17 protein-coding genes and 4 tRNA genes are annotated in these 22,334 nt (G+C 41.4%); 14 read left to right on the top strand and 7 right to left on the bottom strand.

The window, feature by feature from the left end:
* The first annotated feature begins 11 nt into the window (after positions 1 to 11).
* The gene (locus tag AC3KVK_RS15410) at positions 12 to 1,079 is read left to right on the top strand and encodes a DUF21 domain-containing protein (RefSeq protein ID WP_490313626.1); all 1,068 of its coding nucleotides are present in this window, start codon (positions 12 to 14) and stop codon (positions 1,077 to 1,079) included.
* Between the two features lie 9 nt (positions 1,080 to 1,088).
* Complete coding sequence (locus AC3KVK_RS15405) at positions 1,089 to 1,967, top strand: EamA family transporter (protein WP_490313625.1); 879 nt, start codon at positions 1,089 to 1,091, stop codon at positions 1,965 to 1,967.
* 75 nt (positions 1,968 to 2,042) lie between these two features.
* On the opposite strand, the gene AC3KVK_RS15400 is transcribed toward AC3KVK_RS15405, so the two are convergent.
* The 3 genes from AC3KVK_RS15400 to AC3KVK_RS15390 all read right to left on the bottom strand — a co-directional run bounded on the left by AC3KVK_RS15400 (position 2,043) and on the right by AC3KVK_RS15390 (position 9,061).
* Positions 2,043 to 5,372 carry an amidohydrolase family protein gene (locus AC3KVK_RS15400; RefSeq protein ID WP_490313624.1) on the bottom strand — a complete coding sequence of 1,110 codons (3,330 nt, stop codon included), beginning with the start codon at positions 5,370 to 5,372 and terminating at the stop codon, positions 2,043 to 2,045.
* Positions 5,373 to 5,498: 126 nt separating this feature from the next.
* Positions 5,499 to 6,533: a metallophosphoesterase gene (locus tag AC3KVK_RS15395; RefSeq protein ID WP_490313623.1), complete on the bottom strand. Its 1,035-nt coding sequence runs from the start codon at positions 6,531 to 6,533 to the stop codon at positions 5,499 to 5,501.
* Positions 6,534 to 6,904: 371 nt separating this feature from the next.
* Positions 6,905 to 9,061 (bottom strand): ATP-binding protein, encoded by a 2,157-nt coding sequence (locus AC3KVK_RS15390; protein WP_490313622.1) that lies wholly within the window; start codon positions 9,059 to 9,061, stop codon positions 6,905 to 6,907.
* A gap of 160 nt (positions 9,062 to 9,221) precedes the next feature.
* Between AC3KVK_RS15390 and AC3KVK_RS15385 the strand changes: the two genes are divergently transcribed.
* The gene (locus AC3KVK_RS15385) at positions 9,222 to 9,950 is read left to right on the top strand and encodes a substrate-binding periplasmic protein (protein WP_490313621.1); all 729 of its coding nucleotides are present in this window, start codon (positions 9,222 to 9,224) and stop codon (positions 9,948 to 9,950) included.
* Between the two features lie 93 nt (positions 9,951 to 10,043).
* Here AC3KVK_RS15385 and AC3KVK_RS15380 read toward each other — a convergent pair whose 3' ends face one another.
* Positions 10,044 to 10,370: a DUF3718 domain-containing protein gene (locus AC3KVK_RS15380; protein WP_490313620.1), complete on the bottom strand. Its 327-nt coding sequence runs from the start codon at positions 10,368 to 10,370 to the stop codon at positions 10,044 to 10,046.
* Positions 10,371 to 10,813: 443 nt separating this feature from the next.
* On the opposite strand from AC3KVK_RS15380, the gene AC3KVK_RS15375 reads away from it, so the two are divergent.
* Entirely contained in the window at positions 10,814 to 11,257 is a 444-nt protein-coding gene (locus AC3KVK_RS15375; RefSeq protein ID WP_490313619.1) for a GNAT family N-acetyltransferase, read from the top strand.
* Positions 11,258 to 11,285: 28 nt separating this feature from the next.
* On the opposite strand, the gene AC3KVK_RS15370 is transcribed toward AC3KVK_RS15375, so the two are convergent.
* Entirely contained in the window at positions 11,286 to 11,942 is a 657-nt protein-coding gene (locus AC3KVK_RS15370; protein ID WP_490313618.1) for a helix-turn-helix transcriptional regulator, read from the bottom strand.
* Between the two features lie 150 nt (positions 11,943 to 12,092).
* The gene (locus AC3KVK_RS15365) at positions 12,093 to 12,455 is read right to left on the bottom strand and encodes a histidine triad nucleotide-binding protein (protein ID WP_490313617.1); all 363 of its coding nucleotides are present in this window, start codon (positions 12,453 to 12,455) and stop codon (positions 12,093 to 12,095) included.
* 169 nt (positions 12,456 to 12,624) lie between these two features.
* On the opposite strand from AC3KVK_RS15365, the gene AC3KVK_RS15360 reads away from it, so the two are divergent.
* Entirely contained in the window at positions 12,625 to 13,221 is a 597-nt protein-coding gene (locus AC3KVK_RS15360) for a DUF2057 family protein (RefSeq protein WP_490313616.1), read from the top strand.
* A gap of 50 nt (positions 13,222 to 13,271) precedes the next feature.
* On the opposite strand, the gene AC3KVK_RS15355 is transcribed toward AC3KVK_RS15360, so the two are convergent.
* Positions 13,272 to 15,104, bottom strand: a complete 1,833-nt coding sequence (locus tag AC3KVK_RS15355) for a M1 family metallopeptidase (protein WP_490313615.1) — start codon at positions 15,102 to 15,104, stop codon at positions 13,272 to 13,274.
* A gap of 68 nt (positions 15,105 to 15,172) precedes the next feature.
* Between AC3KVK_RS15355 and murB the strand changes: the two genes are divergently transcribed.
* The 9 genes from murB (at position 15,173) to fusA (ending at position 22,166) form a co-directional block, all read left to right on the top strand.
* Positions 15,173 to 16,219, top strand: coding sequence for a UDP-N-acetylmuramate dehydrogenase (gene murB, locus AC3KVK_RS15350; RefSeq protein ID WP_490313614.1), 1,047 nt, complete (start codon positions 15,173 to 15,175; stop codon positions 16,217 to 16,219).
* Positions 16,200 to 17,201 carry a bifunctional biotin--[acetyl-CoA-carboxylase] ligase/biotin operon repressor BirA gene (gene birA, locus AC3KVK_RS15345; RefSeq protein ID WP_490313631.1) on the top strand — a complete coding sequence of 334 codons (1,002 nt, stop codon included), beginning with the start codon at positions 16,200 to 16,202 and terminating at the stop codon, positions 17,199 to 17,201. Before murB ends, birA begins: the two co-directional genes overlap by 20 nt.
* Entirely contained in the window at positions 17,198 to 17,890 is a 693-nt protein-coding gene (locus AC3KVK_RS15340) for a type III pantothenate kinase (protein WP_490313613.1), read from the top strand. Before birA ends, AC3KVK_RS15340 begins: the two co-directional genes overlap by 4 nt.
* Positions 17,891 to 18,021: 131 nt before the next feature.
* Positions 18,022 to 18,097 (top strand) — tRNA-Thr (locus AC3KVK_RS15335).
* 42 nt (positions 18,098 to 18,139) lie between these two features.
* A tRNA-Tyr gene (locus tag AC3KVK_RS15330) sits at positions 18,140 to 18,224 on the top strand.
* A gap of 45 nt (positions 18,225 to 18,269) precedes the next feature.
* Positions 18,270 to 18,344, top strand: a tRNA-Gly gene (locus tag AC3KVK_RS15325).
* Positions 18,345 to 18,356: 12 nt separating this feature from the next.
* Positions 18,357 to 18,432, top strand: a tRNA-Thr gene (locus tag AC3KVK_RS15320).
* Between the two features lie 120 nt (positions 18,433 to 18,552).
* The gene (gene tuf / locus AC3KVK_RS15315; RefSeq protein WP_518526918.1) at positions 18,553 to 19,737 is read left to right on the top strand and encodes an elongation factor Tu; all 1,185 of its coding nucleotides are present in this window, start codon (positions 18,553 to 18,555) and stop codon (positions 19,735 to 19,737) included.
* A 344-nt stretch (positions 19,738 to 20,081) separates the two neighbouring features.
* Entirely contained in the window at positions 20,082 to 22,166 is a 2,085-nt protein-coding gene (gene fusA / locus AC3KVK_RS15310) for an elongation factor G (protein ID WP_490313707.1), read from the top strand.
* The last annotated feature ends 168 nt before the right edge of the window (positions 22,167 to 22,334 follow it).

Here is a 22,334-nt window from a genome sequence, read left to right as displayed (position 1 = left end):
TAGGAAAAACAATGACATTTGAGGTCATGATTTGGTGTGCAATTGCTGTTTGTATTTCACAGTCGGCAATATTTTCTGGCTTAAACTTGGCATTTTTCTCGTTAAGCCGTTTGCAGTTAGAAATGGAAAGCAGTAAAGGCAATGAAGCTGCTAAAAAAGTTATGGCGCTGCGAGATGATTCGAACTTTCTTTTAGCGACTATTTTATGGGGTAATGTGGGTATCAATGTTTTACTCACATTACTTTCTGATTCAGTGCTGATGGGAGTCAGCTCGTTCTTGTTCTCGACGATTGCGATTACAATCGTGGGTGAAATCACGCCACAGGCTTATTTTTCGCGTAATGCGTTAAAAATGGCCAGTATGTTGTCACCGCTGATTCGCTTTTATCAACTGCTATTTTATATTGTCGCGAAACCGACGGCTTTGGTGCTCGATGCATGGTTAGGTAAAGAAGGCATCACTTATTTTGCTGAAAGTGAATTACGCGGCATTATTCGTAAACACATTGAAGCAGAAGAGGCTGATGTTCACCACGTTGAAGGGATTGGTGCGCTTAACTTCTTTGCGTTAGATGAAATTACGGTCACTAAGGAAGGGGAAATAATCGATCCAGATTCAATTATTTCGTTACCCACGAAGCTAGATTTACCGATTTTTCCTGAGCTAACGTTGGCCGCTGATAATGACTTTTTGAGAACGCTTCATAAGTCTGGGTATAGTTGGGTGATTATTACCAATGAAGAAAACTGGCCTTTGCTCGTGGTTGACGCGGATGGGTTTTTACGCGCTGCGTTATTTGAACCTGACACTTTCGACCCTTATCATTACTGCCACCGACCGATAGTTGTTACTGATGAGGGGTTAAGGCTCAGTGAAGTCATTTTGAAAATTCGTGCTAGTCATTCGACTGATAAATCATTTGATGGTGCGATAGATCATGATGTGGTCTTAGTGTGGGCTGAGCAAAAGCGTATCATCACTGGTGCTGATATTTTTGGTCGTTTACTTAAAGGGATGGTTGCGCCCAAACTCACTTCTCATTTAAGTTCGCCAAGTGAGGGGTCAAATAATCAATAGGCTTTAGATATGGCATGGATAGCGTTTACTGTTTTAGCGGCTTTTATGCAGGCGTTTCGTAATGCTTTGCAAAGTAAGCTCAGTGATAACGTCAGTGTTGCGGGAGTAACACTGGCGCGTTTTATTATTGCCAGTCCGATAGCGGGTCTGTACTTATGGGTTTTGTATCAATTAAACCCTGTAGAAAAACCGATATTTAATCTTGAACTCAGTGGCTTTGTTGTCGCTGCTGCGTTAATGCAAATAGTCGCGACGGCACTGATGGTTAAGTTATTTCAACTACAAAATTATGCGGTCGGTGCAGGATTAGCTAAAAGCGAAGCGGTAATGGCTGCGCTACTTGGAAGCTGGTTTTTTGGCAGTAGTTTAACGCTATTAGGTTGGTTTGGTGTTGCGCTAGGGACTTTGGCTGTTTTTATCTTGAGTGGGGTTAAAAGTGTTCGGCAGCTTAATTTTCCCACAGTATTATTAGGGTTAACCTGTGGTACAGCATTTGCTCTGACCTCACTGTGGGTGAGAGAGGCCAGTCTTGCGCTTGATTTGCCATTTCCGCACAGCGCAGCGTGGGTGCTATGGTTAGTCATCACTTTACAAACATTGGTATTATCTGGGTATGTGATCATCACGCAACCACGCACTTTTCGTCATTTACTCAAGTATAAAAAAATGACAGCTGCGGTCAGTCTGACAAGCTGCTTAGGATCGATAGGTTGGTTTAGTGCGATGAGTTTGCAACAGGTTGCTTATGTGAAAACGGTCGGGCAAATTGAAGTTTTTTTTATGCTACTTGTTTCGTTGATATTTCTAAAACAAAAACCGAAAAAACAGGATACGATAGGCTTGTTATTAATCGCAGTAGCGGCGATGTTGGTGATGTTACCTAGTTAGGTAAGAGTCCTGTAACGAGATTTTATGAAAAAGGAGGTCATCGACCTCCTTTTTTATTTGTTTGCACTTAACGGATTAATGTTTCCAATGATACGTGTGTGCTTTTTCTTCCATATAGGCTTCAGTTGCTGAGTGCATTGGCGCAATGTTGCCATTTTCAAAGAAGAATGGTTGACGTTTTCGGTCGTAGTTTCCGACTTCGTTCATGGTTGCAGCATCGTAAATACGGCCATTCAGGACTGTATATGCGACGTTTTCAGATTGACGAATATCGTTCAATACATCACCTTCTATGATTACTAAGTCAGCCAGTTTCCCTTTTTCGATGGTGCCGATATCGTTGTCTAGGGCGAGGTATTTTGCTCCATCGATGGTCCCGCTACGCAGTGCTTCCCAAGCAGAGAAACCGCCTTGCGCCATTGACCATAATTCCCAGTGCGCACCTAACCCTTCTCGTTGACCATGCGCACCGATATGAACAGTGACGCCTTTGTCACGAAGCTGTTTGGCTGATTGCGCTGCATTGATATGGTTATAGTGGTGTTCTGGTGCCTTTTCGCGGCGGATTGAACGCGGGTTAAGGATGTACTCTGGTACGAATGATTTTAAACGCTCATTTTTCCAGACTTCGGTGGTGTTGTAGAAGTAATCTTCTCCTTTGATACCGCCGTATGCAACATTAAAGGTCGGTGTGAAACCTGCTTTAGTCTGGCTCCACATTTGTACAACGTCCGAGTAAATATGTGGGATCGGTAGCGCGTGCTCTAGACCCGTGTGACCATCAATGATCATGTTCATGTTTTGTTGGAATTTAGAGCCTCCTTCTGGCACGACCATGATTTCCATTTGTTTGGCCGCTTCTAGGACTTGTTGACGTGTATCTCGGCGTGGGTGGTTATAACTCTTAACTGAGATAGCACCTGCGTCTTTGAGGCGTTTTACGTGGAATTGCGCATCTTCAAGGTTGCTGATTGGAGTTTTATAACCCGGTGCGTGACCAGCGTATAAAATGCGACCTACAGAATAAATACGTGGTGCAACCGTTAAACCTGCACGTTGTAGCTCTGCCATTGAGAACACTTCGTTTGAATCATTTGAAGGGTCGTGAATGGTGGTGACACCAAAGCTGACATTGGAAAATTGATTCCAGTTTTGCTCAGGTTGTAAGTTACGGCTGCCGTAACTGCCATGTGCATGTGCATCCACCAGACCTGGGATCACAGTTTTGCCTGAAATATCCATGACTTTGGCTTTTTTAGGGATCGTTACATCGCTGCGTGTGCCGACGGCAATAATGCGGTTATCCTCAATCAGGACCACGCCATCATCAATGATTTCTTGCTCTTGGTCGGCATTGCGCATGGTCACGATTTTACCACCCACTAAAGCAAGCAAGCCTTCTGGTTTATCAGCTTTTTTATCGAAACTTAAATCAATGCCTTCGGCGGTAAGTTCGCTCACATCATCTGCAGCGCCCTTTAAGAAGGCGAAGGTATCCGTCAATTTGCGTTGATAAAGAGTAGGGCCAAATGCCCAGGTTAACGCGCTGCTGTCTGCTTTCCAGTTTAAGAAATCGCCAGAGTATTTAGAGACTTGTTTAACAGGCAATGACTTGGCACCTTTATTAATCGACAGTGTTTTACCTGTACTAGTAAAGGGGGCTACAAAGGTATTGAAGTTTTCAATAAAAGCCACATATTGACCGTCTGGTGAGACTCGGTAATCAAAGATGTATTCGCCTTTGAAATGAGAACGTTCTTGCTGGCCGTTTAGGTCAACCGATTTTAACTCGCGGCTTGTTTCACCACTTGATACATTGAAGTAGATACGATTTGCATCGGCGCCAAAGTGCGGGTTATCCCCTTTTTTGGTTATACGTTTATGATTTTTACCTTTACGATCCGTTAAATAAATGCCAGGGTCCATCGACCAATCGCCACTAAGTAAAAAGCCACCCGTTACTTTTCGATATAAGATTTGCTTGCCATCAGGAGAAAAGCTTGGGTTGATATAATGTCCGGGTTCTTGTGAAATGACTTTGCTTTTACCACCTTTGGCTGAAACAACGCGAACAGCGCCTAAATCTTGATCATCCCAACTTGTATAGACAATGTATTTTCCGTCGCGTGAGAAGCTAGGGTAGAACTCAAAATGATCATTTTGCCTAGTCAGACGCTTAACTTTACCTGACTTAATGTCTTTGGTGTATAAATAACCTAATGCTTGAAATAGGGCTGTTTTTCCATCGGGAGAAATTTGCGACCAGCGCGCTAGTTTGACTTTAAATGTATCGGGTGCAACGTCTACAGCAAATTTAAGTGCAGGAGTAATATTTTTTTCAGCAACGACTTGTGTTGAGATAACCGATGATTTTTTACTGGCGATATCGACTTTATGAAACAGACCCGCAGACCAAAACACTAACGCTTTACCGTCTGGAGTGTAGGCAAATGCTGGGGTGTTCCCTTGTGCGCCATTGGCTTCTTGTAAGTCACGGTCAAGACCGGCAACAATTTCAGTTTCAATACCAGATTTAAGATCTTTGATATAGAGTGCACTTTGCATCTCTGTACCATTTTCAACGCGTTTCACAAATGCAATCGAGTTGCCATCAGGGCTAGGTGTAGGGCGGATTGCGCCACCTGAACCGCGGATAACCGTTTCTTCTTCACCGGTCGCGAGATCCCATGAGCGAATTTCAAAGACTGAGCCAAGTGCGTTTTTATTATATTGCCATGTCACACCCGCAGTTGCGTCGACTGAATAATAGATTTTCTTACCGTCTACAGAGAAAGCCGGTTCAGCGACATTCTTTTGAGACTTTTTACCGTGTAAGCGATCACGTACTAAGACACCTTTACCACCTGAGATATGGTACATACGGATTGAACCACCTGGGATGGTACGCCCGGTGACTTGACCTTGCTTAACGGCAATGTATTGGCCATCGGGTGACCAAGCTGGGTTATGTAACAGATTGTGAGATTCATCTGATACTTTACGCATGTTGTCGCCATTGACATCCATCACCCAAAGGTTTTCAGCACCTTCTCGGTCTGAGATAAATGCGATTTTGGTACCATCGGGAGAAAATTTAGGTTGGAAGTTCCAGGCGCGATCATTGGTAATAGCCGTCGCTTTACCGCCTGAAATAGGCATAGTATAGATATCACCGAGCATATCAAACATGATGGTTTTTCCATCAGGACTGACGTCGAGGTTACTCCAGGTGGTTTCTGTGGTATCGATGGTGATGGTTTGTTGTTCGCCCGGTGGGTTGAGTACATCCCACTTTTCTGAAGCGGTGTCTTTTGCTGTGACGTCTTCAGATGCAACGCTCATTGGTGCGGCACTGGAGAGTGCTAAACCGATAGCGAGTGCGAGGTGAGTTTTGATAATTTTCATGCTAAGTTGCCGTTGTTTTTATAGTGTGGCTTAGCATGGCTAAAAATGCGCACTAAGTCGAGTAAGCGCGATAAACAGCCGATAATTTACGATAAACAGCTGTTTATTCAATGAAGGCAGAGCGTACTAATCAACAAAGAATGATACATGATGACCTTGCATGTTTGCTCGAATAAATTGCTGGTTTTGCCACATCAATAACTCACCTTTTTTTCCTTGTTTGATAGAGCTATCAATGGCGAGTACTTTATTGTTAAAACGAGTTTCAAGTTGCTCAAACGAAGTGTGCCCCACCACGATGCGTTTTGCATTAAGTGCGTGGAGAATATTTTCTACATCAGTTTGTTGTAACTCAGCATCACGAAAGTAACCACGATACCAAATTGGGCCGGTTGTGGCATGAAGCGCAACCTGAGTTGAGTTATTCAACATGTCTTTTTTGCTCAAACCAATAGTGTCACGAAAATGTTGGTTGGCTTGCTCGAGGCTTAAATTTAAATCAATAAAGTCTTGGTGAATACCACCATGTAAAAACACTAACTGATTGAGCTTAATTATCGTTGCTTTGCTTCGTAACCATTGGCCTAGCACGGTATGAGCAGAAAATAAGCTTTTGAGGTCTGTTTTCATTACGGCCAGTGTAGAGACATATTTAGGGTGCAAGTAGCGTTCATCTCCTCTGAGCACCATGTATTCGTGATTTCCTAATAGGTAATGGACTTTTCCACCGACTTTTTCGGCTTGCTGTTCGAGCTTATAAACTAGCCAAAGTGCTTCGGTGACGGTGTCACCTCGGTCAAAAATATCACCAGTAATGATTAAATGGCCTTGGCCAAACTGCCAATTAAGGTGCTCATCTATTACTTTATTGTTCTTGAGTAAGTCAATAAAAATAGATACTTGGCCATGAATGTCACTGATAGCAGCCCATTTCTTGACATCAGTATAAGTATCTTTTTCTGCAATGCTAAAGTGTTCAGGGATTGAATATGGCCCTAAATAGGGGGCGACTGTGAGTTGGTCTTGTTTTACATCAAATTGCATTAGCCGTTCTTGCTGATAAATAAGATACGGACCATCATCAAAGCGCTCATGGGCACAGAGGCTTAGCGTAAACATCATCATGATGATAAATATGGTACTGAGATATAAATTGGGCATACAAACAATCCATGGAGTAATTAAAGGTTGATATCATCAGAACGAGCGACAGAACTCAAATCTTCTTATGTCTTTTTAGTCTCTATTTTTTCTAAAGTCGTAAGAATGGGGCTTGTAGGGATGATGGACACTTTATAAGGTGAGCTATTTAGTGGTGTCAGATTCGTGGTACATACAGATTTAATTATGGAGATCTTCATTTTAAGTCTTGCGGGTAGAAGCGATGGGCAAACCGTTTAATGGTTAGCACTGTTTTTGAATTTAACGCAAAAATGGTAGCTGTTGCTTCAGCCCTGTCACTTATGACCATCTTGCAATTATTTTCTAAAAGGGAAAAACGGGCCGGTATTTTTATACCTACCCGCTAATCGTTATAAAGTGCTGCGCACGTGCTTTAAGTATTGGGCTAGACTTTGTTGCCATAATTCAACCGCGTGCTCTAAGTTAATACTTAATTTGTTGTCGAGCAGGCGTCGCTCTAATTTTTTTAATTCCATCCCATACAAGTTAAAACCAAGCTGTAGAGCGGTGCTGGCTTGGCGATGTAGGATCTTAATGCATTGCTCAGGATCAGCTTCTATCAGCTCTTCACATCGCTTGAGTTTACTTCGTGCCGATAACACAAATTCATTATAGATGGCGGATAATTCATTATCATCGAAGGTACTCTCTAAGGCTTGTGCGGCGCTGGTATCGTATAAAATAGCATTCAGGTTTAAAGTATGAAGAGGTACAGGGGCTTTTTGAGAGTCAGCTAATGCTTTTCGTAACTTAGCTTGCTTAATGGGTTTGGCTACGACGTTTTTAATTCCTAGTTTTAGGTATTCTTCAATTTCATCGGCACTGACACTGGCAGTAAACGCTAAAATAGGAGTGCGCTGGTTTTTATGCTCCAATAGTTTTAAGCGTTTAATCACTTCTTGGCCGGTAAAGTCAGGCAGATTCATATCTAAGAGCACTACATCAAATTGATGTCGCTGCATTAAGTCAATAGCACTTTGCCCATCGTTGGCTAATTTAACTTTGTGCTCATCTGCGGCCATGAGTTCGATAGCAATTTTTTGGTTAAGAGGCAGATCTTCAACTAGTAAAATTGACAGACCTGTTAGGTAGTGACTTGATTGATGGCGTTGCTCCACCAAACTTAATTCGCCTAAACCAAGAGTCAGCGTAAAACTAAACACACTGCCTTTCCCTAATTCACTGTTAATCTCGAGTTGGCTTCCGAGTTTAGCTAAAATACGGCTGGTGATGGCTAAGCCTAAACCTGTCCCCCCTTTGCTTTTACCTGTATTGTTTTGAAAATAGGGCTCAGTGAGGTACTCAATCTCATCAGCTTCGATCCCGGGTCCGCTGTCGTGGACAGAAAACTTGAGGGTGTGCTCTAAGGCTGTCGATCGAATGAGCTCGACTTCCATTCTCACTTCCCCTTTATCGGTAAATTTAATCGCATTATTGAGTAAATTGTGCAGTACTTGCCTCAACCGCTGTTGATCGCAGTAATAGCATGACTTTTCGGGTAAATTGAAGTTGAAATTAAACTCGATCCGTTTTTGTTCCGCGACCGGGTTTGAGAGCAAACAAATGCTTTCTAGGTAAGGCTTTAGTTCAACATCTTCTTCATTGAGGTTGTCTGAGCTTTGATCCACAGTGGCAAAATTGAGGACATTATCAACCAACACATTTAAAGATTCGGCTGAATTGATGATAGCTTCACAATAACGTTTATTTTGTGAGTCACGAGTTTGGTGCATGATTAATTGTGCGCTGCCTAAAATTCCATTGAGTGGTGTGCGTATTTCATGGCTCATGGTGGACAAGAACAGCCCTCGCAGTTCTGCATCTTTTTGGGCTTTTTCGGTGAGCTTTTTTAGATGTTCTGAACGCCGCTCATTACACAGCGCAGCTATTCCTGTGGCATAGAACATTGGAGTGACAATGCCAATGAATAAAATAGCAATACTGAACCAGTTATTTTTGATTATGGCCGATGAGTCTAGATCGCGTAACCAAAGGCTGCGAATTGTAAATACAGCGATCAATAAACTAAAATGCAGCAAGTAAATAATGCTGGCATTGGGGTAGCGTTTTAATGCGACTTTGATAAATAGATAGCTTAGGAACAAGCCTTCAAAAACGCGCTGTAGATCGTAAATGAGAATTCTCATTTGTAGGCTTTCACTGAAAAATAAGCTCCAGCTAATCACCAGTGACAGCAGTACTGTTAGGTATAAAAATATCCGTAAACTGAGTTGGTTAAATTCAAAAAAGCGATAGAGCGCGAGGGCTTGAACTATGGATGCCGCAAAAAGTAAATTATAGCCTATTGCTAACCCTATATGGTTAAAATGACCATGCTGGCTATGAGTAAAAAAACCAGTTAAGGCTGCCAGTACAAAAATAGGATAAAAAACGTAGAGTAGAGTCCCGGGTATATTTTTGTTTGCTCGCCACGTTAAGAAGTTAAGTAAACACATTACGGATGTGATACAAAAACTCGTATAAAAAAGTGTTTTGAGATCAAACATTACGGGGTCCTACAATATTTATTGTCTTCATCATAACAAAGAAATTCATGAGACAAGAAGGTGTAAATGGATTTCGCGCAAATTTGCTCCATATTAGCTAATATCAACGAATGGTGAGTGAATAGATTTTATGCATCTGTGGATAAATAAGGAAGGTAAATTGCGATATTTATCTTTGGGTGTTGCATTGATGATGATTTGGGAGAGTAATGCGTACTGCAATGAACGCACATTGCCGCGTTTACAAGTCGTCACAGAAGAGTGGCCCCCATACAATTACACGAATCAAAAAGGACAAGTGGTAGGGCGTGCTACTTCACAAGTTCGTCGTTTGTTAAAAGCGGCCCACATCGATTATGAATTACAAAGCTATCCTTGGCCACGCTCAATACAGCAGGCGAAAAACAACTCAAATACAATGATTTACTCTATCTTTCAAACAGCTGAACGCTTAGATGATTTTTTATGGTTATGCCCATTGCTTGATAGCCCAAAAATATATTTATTTCGTTTGCTAGCAAGGCATGATTTAGAGTTTTCCTCAATTGAACAACTCTCTGGGCACAGTGTGGCTGTTGTTAATGATGATGTTACTGATCAGTATTTTAAGCAGCAGTTAGGGGGGCTAGATATTCATGTTGATAACTCTAGTTTAGGTGATGTCAATTTTAGAAAGCTCGTGGCTGGTCGAATCGATTTTATGGCTTCGACAGAGTTTACTATGTTAGAGCATGTAAAAAGGAATCATCTCGATAAACATGGAATTGTTGCGCAAATACCAATACTGAGTGCGGTGGAAGAACCCTTATGTATGGCCTTTAATAAACAGACCGATCCTCGTATTGTTGCAAAAATAGCTGAGGTTATGAGGTGGCGTTCACTAAAGTAAAAGCCAAGAAAAAGGCACTATCTCTAGTGCCTCCTTAAGTATTGGGAATGTCATTATAAAAAATAGCATTCCTACACAAAAAATCAATAACATTTATTTAACACTTTCTATGGCGCTGTAAAGCGTAAATTCTTTTTGGTGGCGACGTAAGTTGTTAGCGATACGAGTAGCGGAATGTTCCGTGGCAAAATCGTATAATGAGAGGCCATTACAGTAGATATTTTTTATGGCTTTATTGTACGATAACCTATTTTCTTTCAAGGTGTTATAAAGCTTTAGTGGTTTGTTGCTAGCTACAGCCATACATACTTCAGTCGAAATGCTGGTATCTGCAGCTTTTAATGTACGGGTAGTATGAGCTTCTGAATTGAAAGTAATCATCAGTGCTGCTGCAGATAAACAGAATACGAGTCGTTTCATAATAAAAGTCCTTCTTTGTGCGCTAGTAAAATAAGTGGTTTGTACTGAGTTAGAGAATAAAGTAATAACTTTCATTTTGTGTATCAAAACAAAGCGAGGAAGTAACAAGCTGTGTGAGCGGTGGTTCAAAGAGGCTAATAATTTGTTAGCACATTAGTTTCAATTTGTTGGACAAATATGTCCCTTGACATACTTTTTTAAGCGTAAGCGCACTATATTTGCCGCTTAAATCCATTCCATGTGGTAGAACGAGGTTGTACGTTAATTGAACAATACATGTGTTAAAATCTTGTAGCGTTCTTCCCAGGCTTGATGAATGTTTTTTTGTTACATTTGATATCAGTTAAATCAGGCATTTATTTAGATATAGAATGATTTAGTGCTGGTCAATCAGAGGAATTTCATCGTATGGTAGAGCGTCTACAAATAGTTTGGGTACAAATATGATTGTTCAACGTGCTTATTTAAATGATGTCGATAAAGTTGCTTATTTATTTGATCTATACAGACAATTCTATCAACAGCCTTCAGATATTAGTGTTGCTAAAGCGTTTTTAACTGAGCGGATTGCAGCGCATGAGTCGGTTATCTTTTTAGCGAAATCAGATCAGGACGAGGCATTAGGCTTTGTACAGCTTTATCCCTGCTTTTCATCCATTTCAGCTAAGCGTAGTTGGATCTTAAATGACTTATTTGTGGTCGATTCAATGCGAGGTAAAGGGATTGGTAAGGCCTTGCTTAATGAAGCAAAATTACTCGCTCAGCAAAGTGGTGCTCAGGAGTTGACATTGCAAACACATGTGTCTAATCAAGAAGCGCAAAAGTTATATGAATCTATAGGTTATGTAAAAGAGACGCAATTTTGTAGTTATTATTTACCTATTTAATAGAGTAAAAGCGCTCAAAGAGCGCTTTTTAACGTAACTCGGTGGGGATGTTTTGTTGGGCCCAAGAGAGTAATTCAATCCTATTTCGACATTTAGTTTTTCTAAATGCGCTATACAGGTGTGTTTTAACTGTATGTGGACTAATGCTGAGCTCATCAGCTATCTCTTTATTTTTACAACCTTTACTCATTAAAACAATAATCGCTCTTTCACGTTTGGTGAGGTTGACCGGCTCGGCGAGAGTGTCTGTAAGTTGAAGGATATTGTCTTTATTAAAATGCAATAATCGGCTTAAGACATTACACATGATATTTCGGCGATACCAAAGCTGGTTATCTAATAACAAGCGGATCCCTTTCATTACAACATCAGCATTGTCTGTTGCATAGAAAACACCACGGATCCCACTCAGAAGCGCACGGTTTGCCAGCTCGGTATTCTCATTGATGTTGAATAAAATTATATCGCAGTCAACGGTGAGTACACGTAAATGAGCTTGCAATTGCTCCCAAGCATTTTCAGCACTGGCTTCAATAAAAAGAAACTTTGTATGTGCTGATATTGAACCAGGATCTTCTCCATGAGCAACTTCAATGCCTTGAGTCTTTAATAAAGGCGTTAAAACATCTAAACCGAGGTTGTTGATTGGATTGGGTTCTAACAGGATAAACGCAGAACTTTTCATATAGATTGTGTCCTAGCCAAAATCAAACATGGCATTGCTAATAATTAATTGATGCATTAAGTACTTCAATCCTAACACAGGAATTGATTATTTTGTATTGCTTTTTTTTGTTCAGCTAGTACTTTTATACTTACCTAACGAATTAGGTATTTATTTCATTCTATCGCTAAAAGGGGGCCAGCCTAAAGCTTTACCTGCTAGCATATGTAAATGAATGTGATAAACCGTTTGGCCACCATCCTCATTACAATTCATCACAACGCGATAGCCACTTTGCGCAAAACCGTGCTCTTTTGCTAGGTGTGCTGCAACACTATAAAGCTTGCCGATTAAAGCATGATCATCAGGGGTGATGTCATTGATAGTTGCGATGGCTTTTTTCGGAATTATAAGTACGTGAAAGGGGGCTTGCGGGTTGATATCGTTAAATGCCAATGTCTCGTCATCTTCATAAACAATCGTGGCAGGTATTTCTTTATTTATAATTTTCGTAAAAAGAGTGTCTGTACTCATGTTGATTCTCCGAGTTAAAAGTTTAAAAATCATAAGTGATCAAAGAGTAAGTAAAAAGCATTTTTGTGAGTAAAACTCGTTATTTAGTCTAATAAAGCTCAACTTTAAGCTGTGATTTATGTTTACTTCAGCTAGATTATTTTAAATAGATAATAATAAAGGTGAAGGAATGAAATTGTTAAGTGGGCTATTTATTGGAATATTTTCTACATCCATTACTGCAGCAACGTTTATTGTACCTGATGAATTTCAATTACTAAGACTGAATGAGGAGTCGATAGAAAAGTCTTGGTTTAGCAATACCAGTAAACTTGAACTCTCGGTGGGGGAGCACTTAATAAAGTTGAAGTACCTTGATGTTTTTGAAGAAGAATATGATCAACATGAAGTGGTAGAATCTCAACCGTTTTGGTTACGTATTTCTATTGAGGAAAGTCATCAAGAGTTGATTGTGGAATTTGAACGACCTTCAACGATCGCTAAAGCAAAATCATTTTCTCAAATAGAACAAAAGCCACTCTTTATAGCTGGGAAGCCGTTAGTTGTTTATACAAGTTTGCCGCTACAGGAGTTAATGGATAGTCACGCGATGGGTGTTGGCAGTGAGGATAAGCGTCAAAGTTCAAAACCTGATAAATTTGTTATAGACGAAAACATATCAGTCACTCAGCCAAGTGCACTGAAAATGCTCGAATTTTGGTGGTTACAAGCGACACCCGAGGAGCAGAAAGTATTTTTGCATAAGGCAAAGCTCGGGAATAAGTAAAAATAAAGGCAGATTACCTGCCTTTATTTGTTTTAGATGAGAATTAGCGATTACTCAAAAAGTGCATCGATAGTTCCCTGAGCTAATGGGTGATAAGTATTACGCGCTTTGCGATAGACGCTTTCGGCCCATTGTTTTTTATCATGTTGGATCAGCTTTTTATACAAAGGCACGATCAGTTTACGTCGGCCAATACCTGATAAGTGTTGATCAAGTGCAGGATAGATTTCATTGTAGCCATTTCCCACAGCCAGCATAAACCAAGCAAATGCTCGCTCGGCATTGGTTGATTGAGTTAAATTATAAGCATTATCTAATTCAATCATTTTATCGATGGCTAAATCGCGAGGAAGATTGTTGATGAAGTAAAGCCATTCATGGACTGTCCAGTTGTCGGTTGGTAGAGCTGCTGCCATGATCTCGCCTTTTGTCCACAAAGTTATCTGAGTATCAACTTTCTCAAACGCATCTGAAGTTGGAGTTGGGGCATCGGCAGGTAAGCCTGGTTGGTAAATCCACTCTTTTGCTTTTTCAATAGACACAATCCCTGGGTGTTTACTGAGTAAGTTTTTATCTAAATATTCTACGAACTCAGCGGTTGCGAGTGATTTGAAAGCATAGGTATTGAAATAATCTTTAACAAAAACATCAAAAACCTCACGGCCAAATTGTTGTTCTAGGTAAATTAAGAACAGTTGCCCTTTTGTATAAGGAATTGAACTAAAGGCATCGTCAGGATCACGACCGTTTAATTGCAGATTTAAGCGTGTATCGGGCGCATCAATAGTTTTTAGCTGAGCTCGAAGACCCGCAGCGTCTAAAGCTTGTTCCATTACTGCGCGGTCGCGACCAAAGACTTCTTCCATAATGCGGTTTTCAACATACGACGTGAATCCTTCGTTTAACCACAAATCTTCCCATGTGGCATTGGTGACTAAGTTACCTGACCATGAATGAGCTAATTCGTGAGCAATTAGATTGACGAGGCTTTTATCGCCAGCAACAACTGTCGGGGTAATGAAAGATAATCGTGGATTTTCCATGCCGCCAAATGGAAAGCTAGGTGGGAGCATCAGTAAGTCATAGCGGCCCCATGCATATTCACCATACATTTTGTTGGTTTTGTCGATCATCGCTTGGGTATCATCAAATTCAGCAACCGCTGCGTCAAGAATGGTCGGCTCAGCATAAATAGCTGTCTGATGTGACATTTCTTTGTATTCTAGGTTGCCAGCACCAAAGGCAATCAAATAAGGCGGAATGGCTTGTGGCATATCAAAATGGAAATCACCATCTTTGAATAATGCATCTTTATTATCTGCACTCATTACGGCGCGGACATCTTTCGGTGTTTGGATCCGTGCGTTGTAAGTGACACGCATGGCTGGCGTATCTTGAATTGGCATCCAACTTCTGGCGTGGATCGCTTGTGATTGACTATACACAAACGGTTGTGTTTTTGTCGCTGTCTGCTCAGGTGTTAACCATTGAAGGCCAGAAGCTTGAGGTAATGAATTATAGTAAACACGTACTAACTTAGCTTGTTGTGCTAATTTTATACTTAGTTTTGCACCTTTAACATCATCACGTTTAGCTAAAGAAAAGGGGGCAGAGTGCCATTTTTCATCTGACCCTTTATACATTACCTTATCAATTTCTAAATCGCGGGTATCCAGAATAAGCTCTGATGCGTTGGTGTTTTTCCAACTAAGGGTGTGCTCGATAAAGCCTTCGAGTTCCTTCGCTTCAAAATTAATCGCCACATCAAGGTAAACATGAGTTGAGATCACTTGGTCTAAATTAGCGTAGCTGTGTTGATCTTCAGCTAAAGCCGTAGCGGATTGGCCAAGCAACAGCGCAGCCATAATTGAATTGAGTTTCATAGGGTCCTTGAACGAGAGTGAGAACAAAGCTCTACTATATACCACAGCTTAAGCTTTGCGGTAAGATATTGACCATTAATGCTATCGAGGTTTATCCATTGCCATCGCTTCAATCTCTTCATACTTTTGCTTTGCCAGCTCGTGCTGAACATATCATTAAAGTGACTGACCCAGTTCAACTCACAGATATTGATTTTACGATTCCATTTGTGGTGCTCGGCGAAGGAAGTAATACACTGTTTTTAAATGACTTTTCTGGTCGGGTGATTCAAATTGCTAACAAAGGGATTGGGATTGTAGAGCAGGAACATGAATATCTGATTAAAGTAGCGGCAGGGGAAAGTTGGCACCAATTAGTATGCCACACATTGAAACAAGGCATCTCGGGTTTGGAAAATCTTGCGCTGATACCCGGATTATGCGGCGCTGCACCAGTGCAAAATATTGGTGCGTATGGTGTTGAGCTCAGTGATTTTTTAGTGAGTGTTGATGGCTTTGATGTGACTACTGGGCGGTTTAGAACGCTTACAGCAGAAGCGTGTCAATTGAGTTATCGAGATTCAATCTTCAAGCATTCATTAAAACAGCGTTTTATAATTACAGCCATTCACTTAGCTGTCAGTAAAAACTGGCAAGCGAATTGTCACTATGGTCCACTGAAACAATTGCAGGCTCCAACGGCTCAACAGGTATATGATTTAGTCGTTAAAACGAGACAAGAAAAATTGCCCGACCCCAAGCGGATACCCAATGCTGGAAGTTTTTTTAAAAATCCTCTCATCTCGACAGAGCACTTGGCGCGTTTAAAAAAACTTTTTCCGGATATCGTCGCTTTTCCTGTGACCGATGAACATGTGAAAGTGGCTGCGGGTTGGCTTATTGATCGGGCTGGCTTAAAAGGGCTCAAAATTGCAGGAATTGAAGTGAACCCTCAGCAAGCCTTAGTTTTGTTAAATCATGGAGGCAGTAGCGGTCTAGATGTATTAAAAATGATTGAGCGTATTCAGCATGATGTATTTGCACTTTTTGATATTGCACTGCAGCACGAGGTTAGGTTAATTGGTTCCCAAGGCGAAATTTTGGTTGAGGTAAATGATGAAAACCTTACAGGGTAATAAACAAGCAATCTTGGATGCGTTACAGCAAGGACAGTTTGTATCAGGTGAGGTCTTAGGCGAGCAGCTAGGGATTAGTCGAGCCGCTGTTGCGAAACATGTTCAATCGTTACAACAAATAGGGCTCGATATATTTACGGTGACTGGCAAGGGATATCAGCTCAGCTCTATCTTGTCATTATTGGATAAAACCAAAATTGAACAATGTTACCAAGCAGAAAGAACTACGCGTAAGGATGATGCTCAGTTCGAAGTCTTTTCTATTATAGATTCAACAAATAGCGAGTTAATGCGTCGAATTGTTGCCAATCAGCACGTATCAAATGGAACTGTTGTGGTCGCGCAATGCCAGAGTGCTGGACGTGGCCGCAGAGGAAGGCAGTGGCAGTCGCCTTTTGGTGCAAACCTTTACTATAGCTATTACTGGTTTTTAGATGATGGTTTGCAAGCTGCAATGGGGGTCAGTGTCGCTGTGGGCTTGGCTGTATATGATTGCTTAAAAAACCTTTATGGGATTGATGTATCACTGAAGTGGCCAAACGACATCTTAGTCGCAGAGCAGAAACTAGCAGGGGTGTTGGTCGAACTTGACGGGCCAGCTGAAGGGCCCTGTAATCTCGTCATTGGAATTGGCTTAAATTTGGCGATGCCCGATAGTGCAAGCGAGCAAATCGATCAGGCGTGGACAGATTTACGAGCGCTAGGCGCACAAGTTGATAAAAATATGCTCGTGGCGAGCTTAACGCAGGCATTAGAAAAACGCTTAGAGCAGTATCGACAAACAGGTTTAACTGAGATGCAAAAGCAATGGAACCAAGTTCATGCGTTTCAAGGACAGTGTGTGGAATTAATCACAGGGCAAAGGCGGTGGCAGGGGATCTGTGAAGGGATTGATCCACAAGGTGGAATTAAAATTAGACAAGATGGCGAGGTGAAAAGTTATTTCGGGGGGGAAATCTCACTGCGGAAGGTGAAAGTATGATTTTATTAATCGATGCAGGTAATACTGCAATTAAATTAGCTGTAAGCGATGAGCACAGGCAGCCGATTTTAATCAAATTGGCGCAGGTGTGTTGGGCAAAAATTGATTTGGTTTTGTATAGCAGCGTTAAGCAATCTATCGAGCTGGTATCAATCTTAAAAACGGCACAAGAATACGATATTGAGGTTTGTCAGGCAAAAGTAACCAGCCAGCTCGATGGGATAATATGTGGCTATGAGCAATATCAAAACCTAGGGATTGATCGCTGGCTCACCGCAATAGGTGCACAAGATGTTTACCCAAATGAAAACTTAGTAATTGTTGATTCAGGAACGGCAACGACAATTGACTTTATATCTTCAGAGAAAAGGCATCTTGGCGGTTGGATTATCCCGGGGTTGGATTTGATGGTTGAATCAATTTCTAAACGTGCACCTAATGTTTTTACCCACGCGGAGGTGGGATTTGAAAATAACATCGGCAGTAATACTCCGAATGCGTTACATAATGGATGTTTTGTGAGCACGTTAGGTGCCGTGGCTCTGGCGCAGCAGCACTTTAAAGAGTGTTGTCGGGTTATTTTTACCGGAGGGTATGGTTTTTTACTGCATAAGTCATTTGAAAATAGTGAGTATATTGAAAAGCTCATTTTTAAAGGGCTGCTTGTTTGGTATAAAAAACAAGCATAAAGGACTAAAAACCAGCGTTTAGGTTAAAAGTTATTCACTCAAGCGTAAAAAGTTAATTTTTTTTAATTTAATGGTTGCATCCCCCTAAACGTTGCTCTAGAATCCTGCCCCGTACTCAAGTAGTACAGCGTGCCGACTTAGCTCAGCTGGTAGAGCAACTGACTTGTAATCAGTAGGTCAACCGTTCGACTCGGTTAGTCGGCACCACTTTCTTTCGAGGCCGAAAGAAAGCTGAAACAAGAATTTTGTGGAGGGGTTCCCGAGTGGCCAAAGGGATCAGACTGTAAATCTGACGGCTCAGCCTTCGGTGGTTCGAATCCACCTCCCTCCACCACTTATCTTGACGGGTCTTGCAGTAGTTAAGAACTAGGTTCCTAAAGCGGGCATCGTATAATGGCTATTACCTCAGCCTTCCAAGCTGATGATGCGGGTTCGATTCCCGCTGCCCGCTCCAGTTTCTGGTGTTGCTGATATAGCTCAGTTGGTAGAGCGCACCCTTGGTAAGGGTGAGGTCGGCAGTTCGAATCTGCCTATCAGCACCAGTCACATAAGAATCCTTTCTTCACTCCTTCATTGATTTGTCAAAATAATATTCAATAATGAATAAGCTTACCACCGTAAGCGTTAATCTGTACTCTTAGACAAAACTTATAGGTTCCGTCATGGCAAAAGAAAAGTTTGAACGCGTAAAACCGCACGTAAATGTTGGTACTATCGGCCACGTTGACCACGGTAAAACAACTCTAACTGCAGCAATCACTAACGTACTTGCCAAAGTATACGGTGGTACTGCTAAAGATTTCGCATCAATCGATAACGCTCCAGAAGAGCGCGAGCGCGGTATCACAATCAATACTTCACACGTTGAGTATGACACACCAACTCGTCACTACGCACACGTAGACTGTCCAGGACACGCCGATTATGTTAAAAACATGATCACTGGTGCTGCTCAAATGGACGGTGCAATCTTAGTAGTTGCAGCGACAGATGGTCCAATGCCACAAACACGTGAGCACATCCTACTTTCTCGTCAGGTTGGCGTACCTTACATCATCGTATTCATGAACAAATGTGACATGGTTGATGACGAAGAGCTACTAGAATTAGTAGAGATGGAAGTTCGTGAACTTCTTTCAGAATATGACTTCCCAGGTGATGACTTACCACTAATCGCGGGTTCAGCGCTTAAAGCGTTAGAAGGCGAGAAAGAGTGGGAAGACAAGATCATTGAATTAGCAGAAGCACTAGACAGCTACATTCCAGAGCCAGAGCGTGATATCGATAAGCCATTCATCATGCCTATCGAAGATGTATTCTCAATCCAAGGCCGTGGTACAGTAGTAACAGGTCGTGTAGAAGCAGGTATCATCAACGTAGGTAACGAAGTTGAAATCGTAGGTATCAAAGACACAGTAACAACGACTTGTACTGGTGTTGAAATGTTCCGTAAATTGCTTGACGAAGGTCGTGCAGGTGAGAACATTGGTGCATTACTACGTGGTACTAAGCGTGAAGACGTTGAGCGTGGTCAAGTATTATGTAAGCCAGGTTCAATCAAGCCACACACAAAATTCACTTCAGAAGTTTATGTACTTTCTAAAGATGAAGGTGGTCGTCATACTCCGTTCTTCAAAGGTTACCGTCCACAGTTCTACTTCCGTACAACAGACGTAACAGGTAACGTAGAGTTACCAGAAGGCGTAGAAATGGTAATGCCTGGTGATAACATCAAGATGACAGTAGATTTAATCTGCCCAATCGCGATGGACGAAGGTTTACGTTTCGCAATCCGCGAAGGTGGCCGTACAGTAGGTGCTGGTGTTGTAGCAACTATCGTAGAATAATGTCAGTTTAAACTGAACATTAACAAAAAAGGCCGCTACAGCGGCCTTTTTTAATCACATCACAGAAATAATTAATTCTTTTGTTATCTTTGTTTGAAAAGTGAACAGGTGGAACCTGTAAAGGTAAGTGGTTGTTCATGCTACGATAACTGAAATAATGAGTAGATAAATTGTGATAAAGGTAACTTGGGATGCAAATAAATATAAATAGATAATCATCATAGCTGGTGATTTTTTATCACATTACCTTTATAATGCCGCAGTTTTTTGCGACAAACATCTGATGATGTTCAACGTCAGTATGATATACTGGCACAGAATATATTTTTTAATAGAGTAATATAATGGCAGATTTATCGAAATACAGAAATATTGGTATTTTCGCGCACGTTGATGCGGGTAAAACCACTACTACTGAGCGTATCCTAAAACTTACCGGTACTATCCACAAAACAGGTGAGGTTCATGATGGTGAATCTACAACTGACTTCATGGAACAGGAAGCTGAGCGTGGTATTACTATCCAATCAGCAGCAGTAAGCTGTTTTTGGAATGGCCACCGTTTCAACGTTATCGATACTCCTGGACACGTTGACTTCACAGTAGAAGTTTACCGTTCACTTAAAGTACTTGATGGCGGTATCGGTGTATTCTGTGGTTCTGGTGGTGTTGAACCTCAATCAGAAACAAACTGGCGTTATGCGAACGAATCAGAAGTTGCTCGTGTTATTTTCGTAAACAAATTAGACCGTATGGGTGCTGATTTTTACCGTGTAACACAGCAAGTACGTAAAGTACTTGGTGCTAACCCATTAATCATGACGTTACCAATTGGTATCGAAGATGAGTTTGTTGGTGTTGTCGATGTTTTAACTAAAAAAGCATACGTATGGGATGACTCTGGTCTTCCTGAGAACTTTTCTATCGAAGACGTTCCAGCAGACATGGTAGACAAAGTTGATGAATACCATGAAATGCTTATCGAAACAGCTGTAGAGCAAGATGATGATCTAATGGAAGCTTATATGGAAGGTGAAGTACCTTCTATTGAAGAGCTGAAGCGTTGTATCCGTAAAGGTACGCGCACTATGGACTTCTTCCCTACATACTGTGGTTCGGCATTCAAAAACAAGGGTGTTCAGTTAGTTCTTGACGCTGTTGTTGATTATTTACCATCTCCTACAGAAGTTGATCCTCAACCTCTTATGGATGAAGAAGGTAATGAAACTGGTGAACATGCGATCGTATCAGCTGATGAAACATTTAAAGCATTAGCATTTAAGATCATGGATGACCGTTTTGGTGCATTAACTTTCGTACGTATTTACTCAGGTAAATTAAACAAAGGTGACACCATCCTTAACTCATTCACTGGTAAAACAGAGCGTGTAGGCCGTATGGTTGAGATGCAAGCTGATGACCGTAATGAATTAACATCTGCGCAAGCAGGTGACATCATCGCAATCGTTGGTATGAAGAATGTTCAAACTGGTCACACATTATGTGATCCTAAACACCCAGTTACATTAGAGCCAATGGTTTTCCCTACTCCAGTAATCTCGATTGCTGTACAGCCTAAAGATAAAGGCGGTAATGAGAAAATGGGTATTGCGATCGGTAAAATGGTTGCTGAAGATCCTTCTTTCCAAGTTGAAACAGACGAAGAAACAGGCGAAACTATCCTTAAAGGTATGGGTGAACTTCACTTAGATATCAAAGTAGATATCCTCAAGCGTACTTATGGTGTTGATTTAATCGTAGGTCAGCCTCAGGTTGCTTATCGTGAAACGATTACTCGTGAAGTTGAAGATAGCTACACGCATAAGAAACAGTCTGGTGGTTCTGGTCAGTTTGGTAAAATCGACTACCGCATCAAGCCAGGTGAAGTTGCTTCTGGTTTCACATTTAAATCAACAGTTGTTGGTGGTAACGTTCCTAAGGAATTCTGGCCAGCAGTTGAGAAAGGCTTTAAGTCAATGATGCAAACGGGTGTGCTTGCAGGCTTCCCAGTACTTGATGTTGAAGTAGAGCTTTTTGATGGTGGCTTCCACGCAGTGGATTCATCTGCAATCGCGTTTGAAATCGCTGCTAAAGGTGCTTTCCGTCAATCAATCCCTAAAGCGGGTGCACAACTTCTTGAGCCTATCATGAAAGTTGACGTGTTCACGCCAGAAGATCACGTTGGTGACGTAATTGGTGACCTTAACCGTCGTCGTGGTATGATGAAAGACCAAGAAGCTGGTTTAACGGGTGTTCGCATTAAAGCTGACGTACCATTATCAGAAATGTTTGGTTACATCGGTTCATTACGTACTATGACTTCAGGTCGTGGTCAGTTCTCTATGGAGTTCTCTCACTATGCACCATGTCCACAAAATGTGGCTGAGACAGTGATTGCAGCAGAAAAAGAGAAAAAAGCAGCTAAATAATTTAGTTGTTAATTAGTAAAAAAACCCAATGTCTATGATGTTGGGTTTTTTTATGTCTTTAGCCGCTGAATTACAAAGAATGAGAGTATAAAACCGGATAAAAGTGGCTTTGATCAAGTTTTACTCTTGTTTTCGTTGGTGTCGTCAGTATAATGACTTCCACTTTGC

This window comes from Pseudoalteromonas sp. J2K-J979 (genome assembly GCF_058169715.2).
Note: the sequence above shows the minus strand (reverse complement) of the source record. Positions and strands in the feature narration are given on the sequence as shown.

Coding starts and splice junctions, on each gene's coding strand:
- tuf (WP_518526918.1), top strand. CDS start 18,553: ATGGCAAAAGAAAAGTTTGAACGCGTAAAACCGCACGTAAATGTTGGT.
- AC3KVK_RS15400 (WP_490313624.1), bottom strand. CDS start 5,372: ATGAAAATTATCAAAACTCACCTCGCACTCGCTATCGGTTTAGCACTC.
- birA (WP_490313631.1), top strand. CDS start 16,200: ATGAAAACCTTACAGGGTAATAAACAAGCAATCTTGGATGCGTTACAG.
- AC3KVK_RS15395 (WP_490313623.1), bottom strand. CDS start 6,533: ATGCCCAATTTATATCTCAGTACCATATTTATCATCATGATGATGTTT.
- AC3KVK_RS15380 (WP_490313620.1), bottom strand. CDS start 10,370: ATGAAACGACTCGTATTCTGTTTATCTGCAGCAGCACTGATGATTACT.
- AC3KVK_RS15390 (WP_490313622.1), bottom strand. CDS start 9,061: ATGTTTGATCTCAAAACACTTTTTTATACGAGTTTTTGTATCACATCC.
- AC3KVK_RS15360 (WP_490313616.1), top strand. CDS start 12,625: ATGAAATTGTTAAGTGGGCTATTTATTGGAATATTTTCTACATCCATT.
- AC3KVK_RS15365 (WP_490313617.1), bottom strand. CDS start 12,455: ATGAGTACAGACACTCTTTTTACGAAAATTATAAATAAAGAAATACCT.
- AC3KVK_RS15410 (WP_490313626.1), top strand. CDS start 12: ATGACATTTGAGGTCATGATTTGGTGTGCAATTGCTGTTTGTATTTCA.
- AC3KVK_RS15340 (WP_490313613.1), top strand. CDS start 17,198: ATGATTTTATTAATCGATGCAGGTAATACTGCAATTAAATTAGCTGTA.
- AC3KVK_RS15405 (WP_490313625.1), top strand. CDS start 1,089: ATGGCATGGATAGCGTTTACTGTTTTAGCGGCTTTTATGCAGGCGTTT.
- AC3KVK_RS15375 (WP_490313619.1), top strand. CDS start 10,814: ATGATTGTTCAACGTGCTTATTTAAATGATGTCGATAAAGTTGCTTAT.
- AC3KVK_RS15370 (WP_490313618.1), bottom strand. CDS start 11,942: ATGAAAAGTTCTGCGTTTATCCTGTTAGAACCCAATCCAATCAACAAC.
- fusA (WP_490313707.1), top strand. CDS start 20,082: ATGGCAGATTTATCGAAATACAGAAATATTGGTATTTTCGCGCACGTT.
- AC3KVK_RS15355 (WP_490313615.1), bottom strand. CDS start 15,104: ATGAAACTCAATTCAATTATGGCTGCGCTGTTGCTTGGCCAATCCGCT.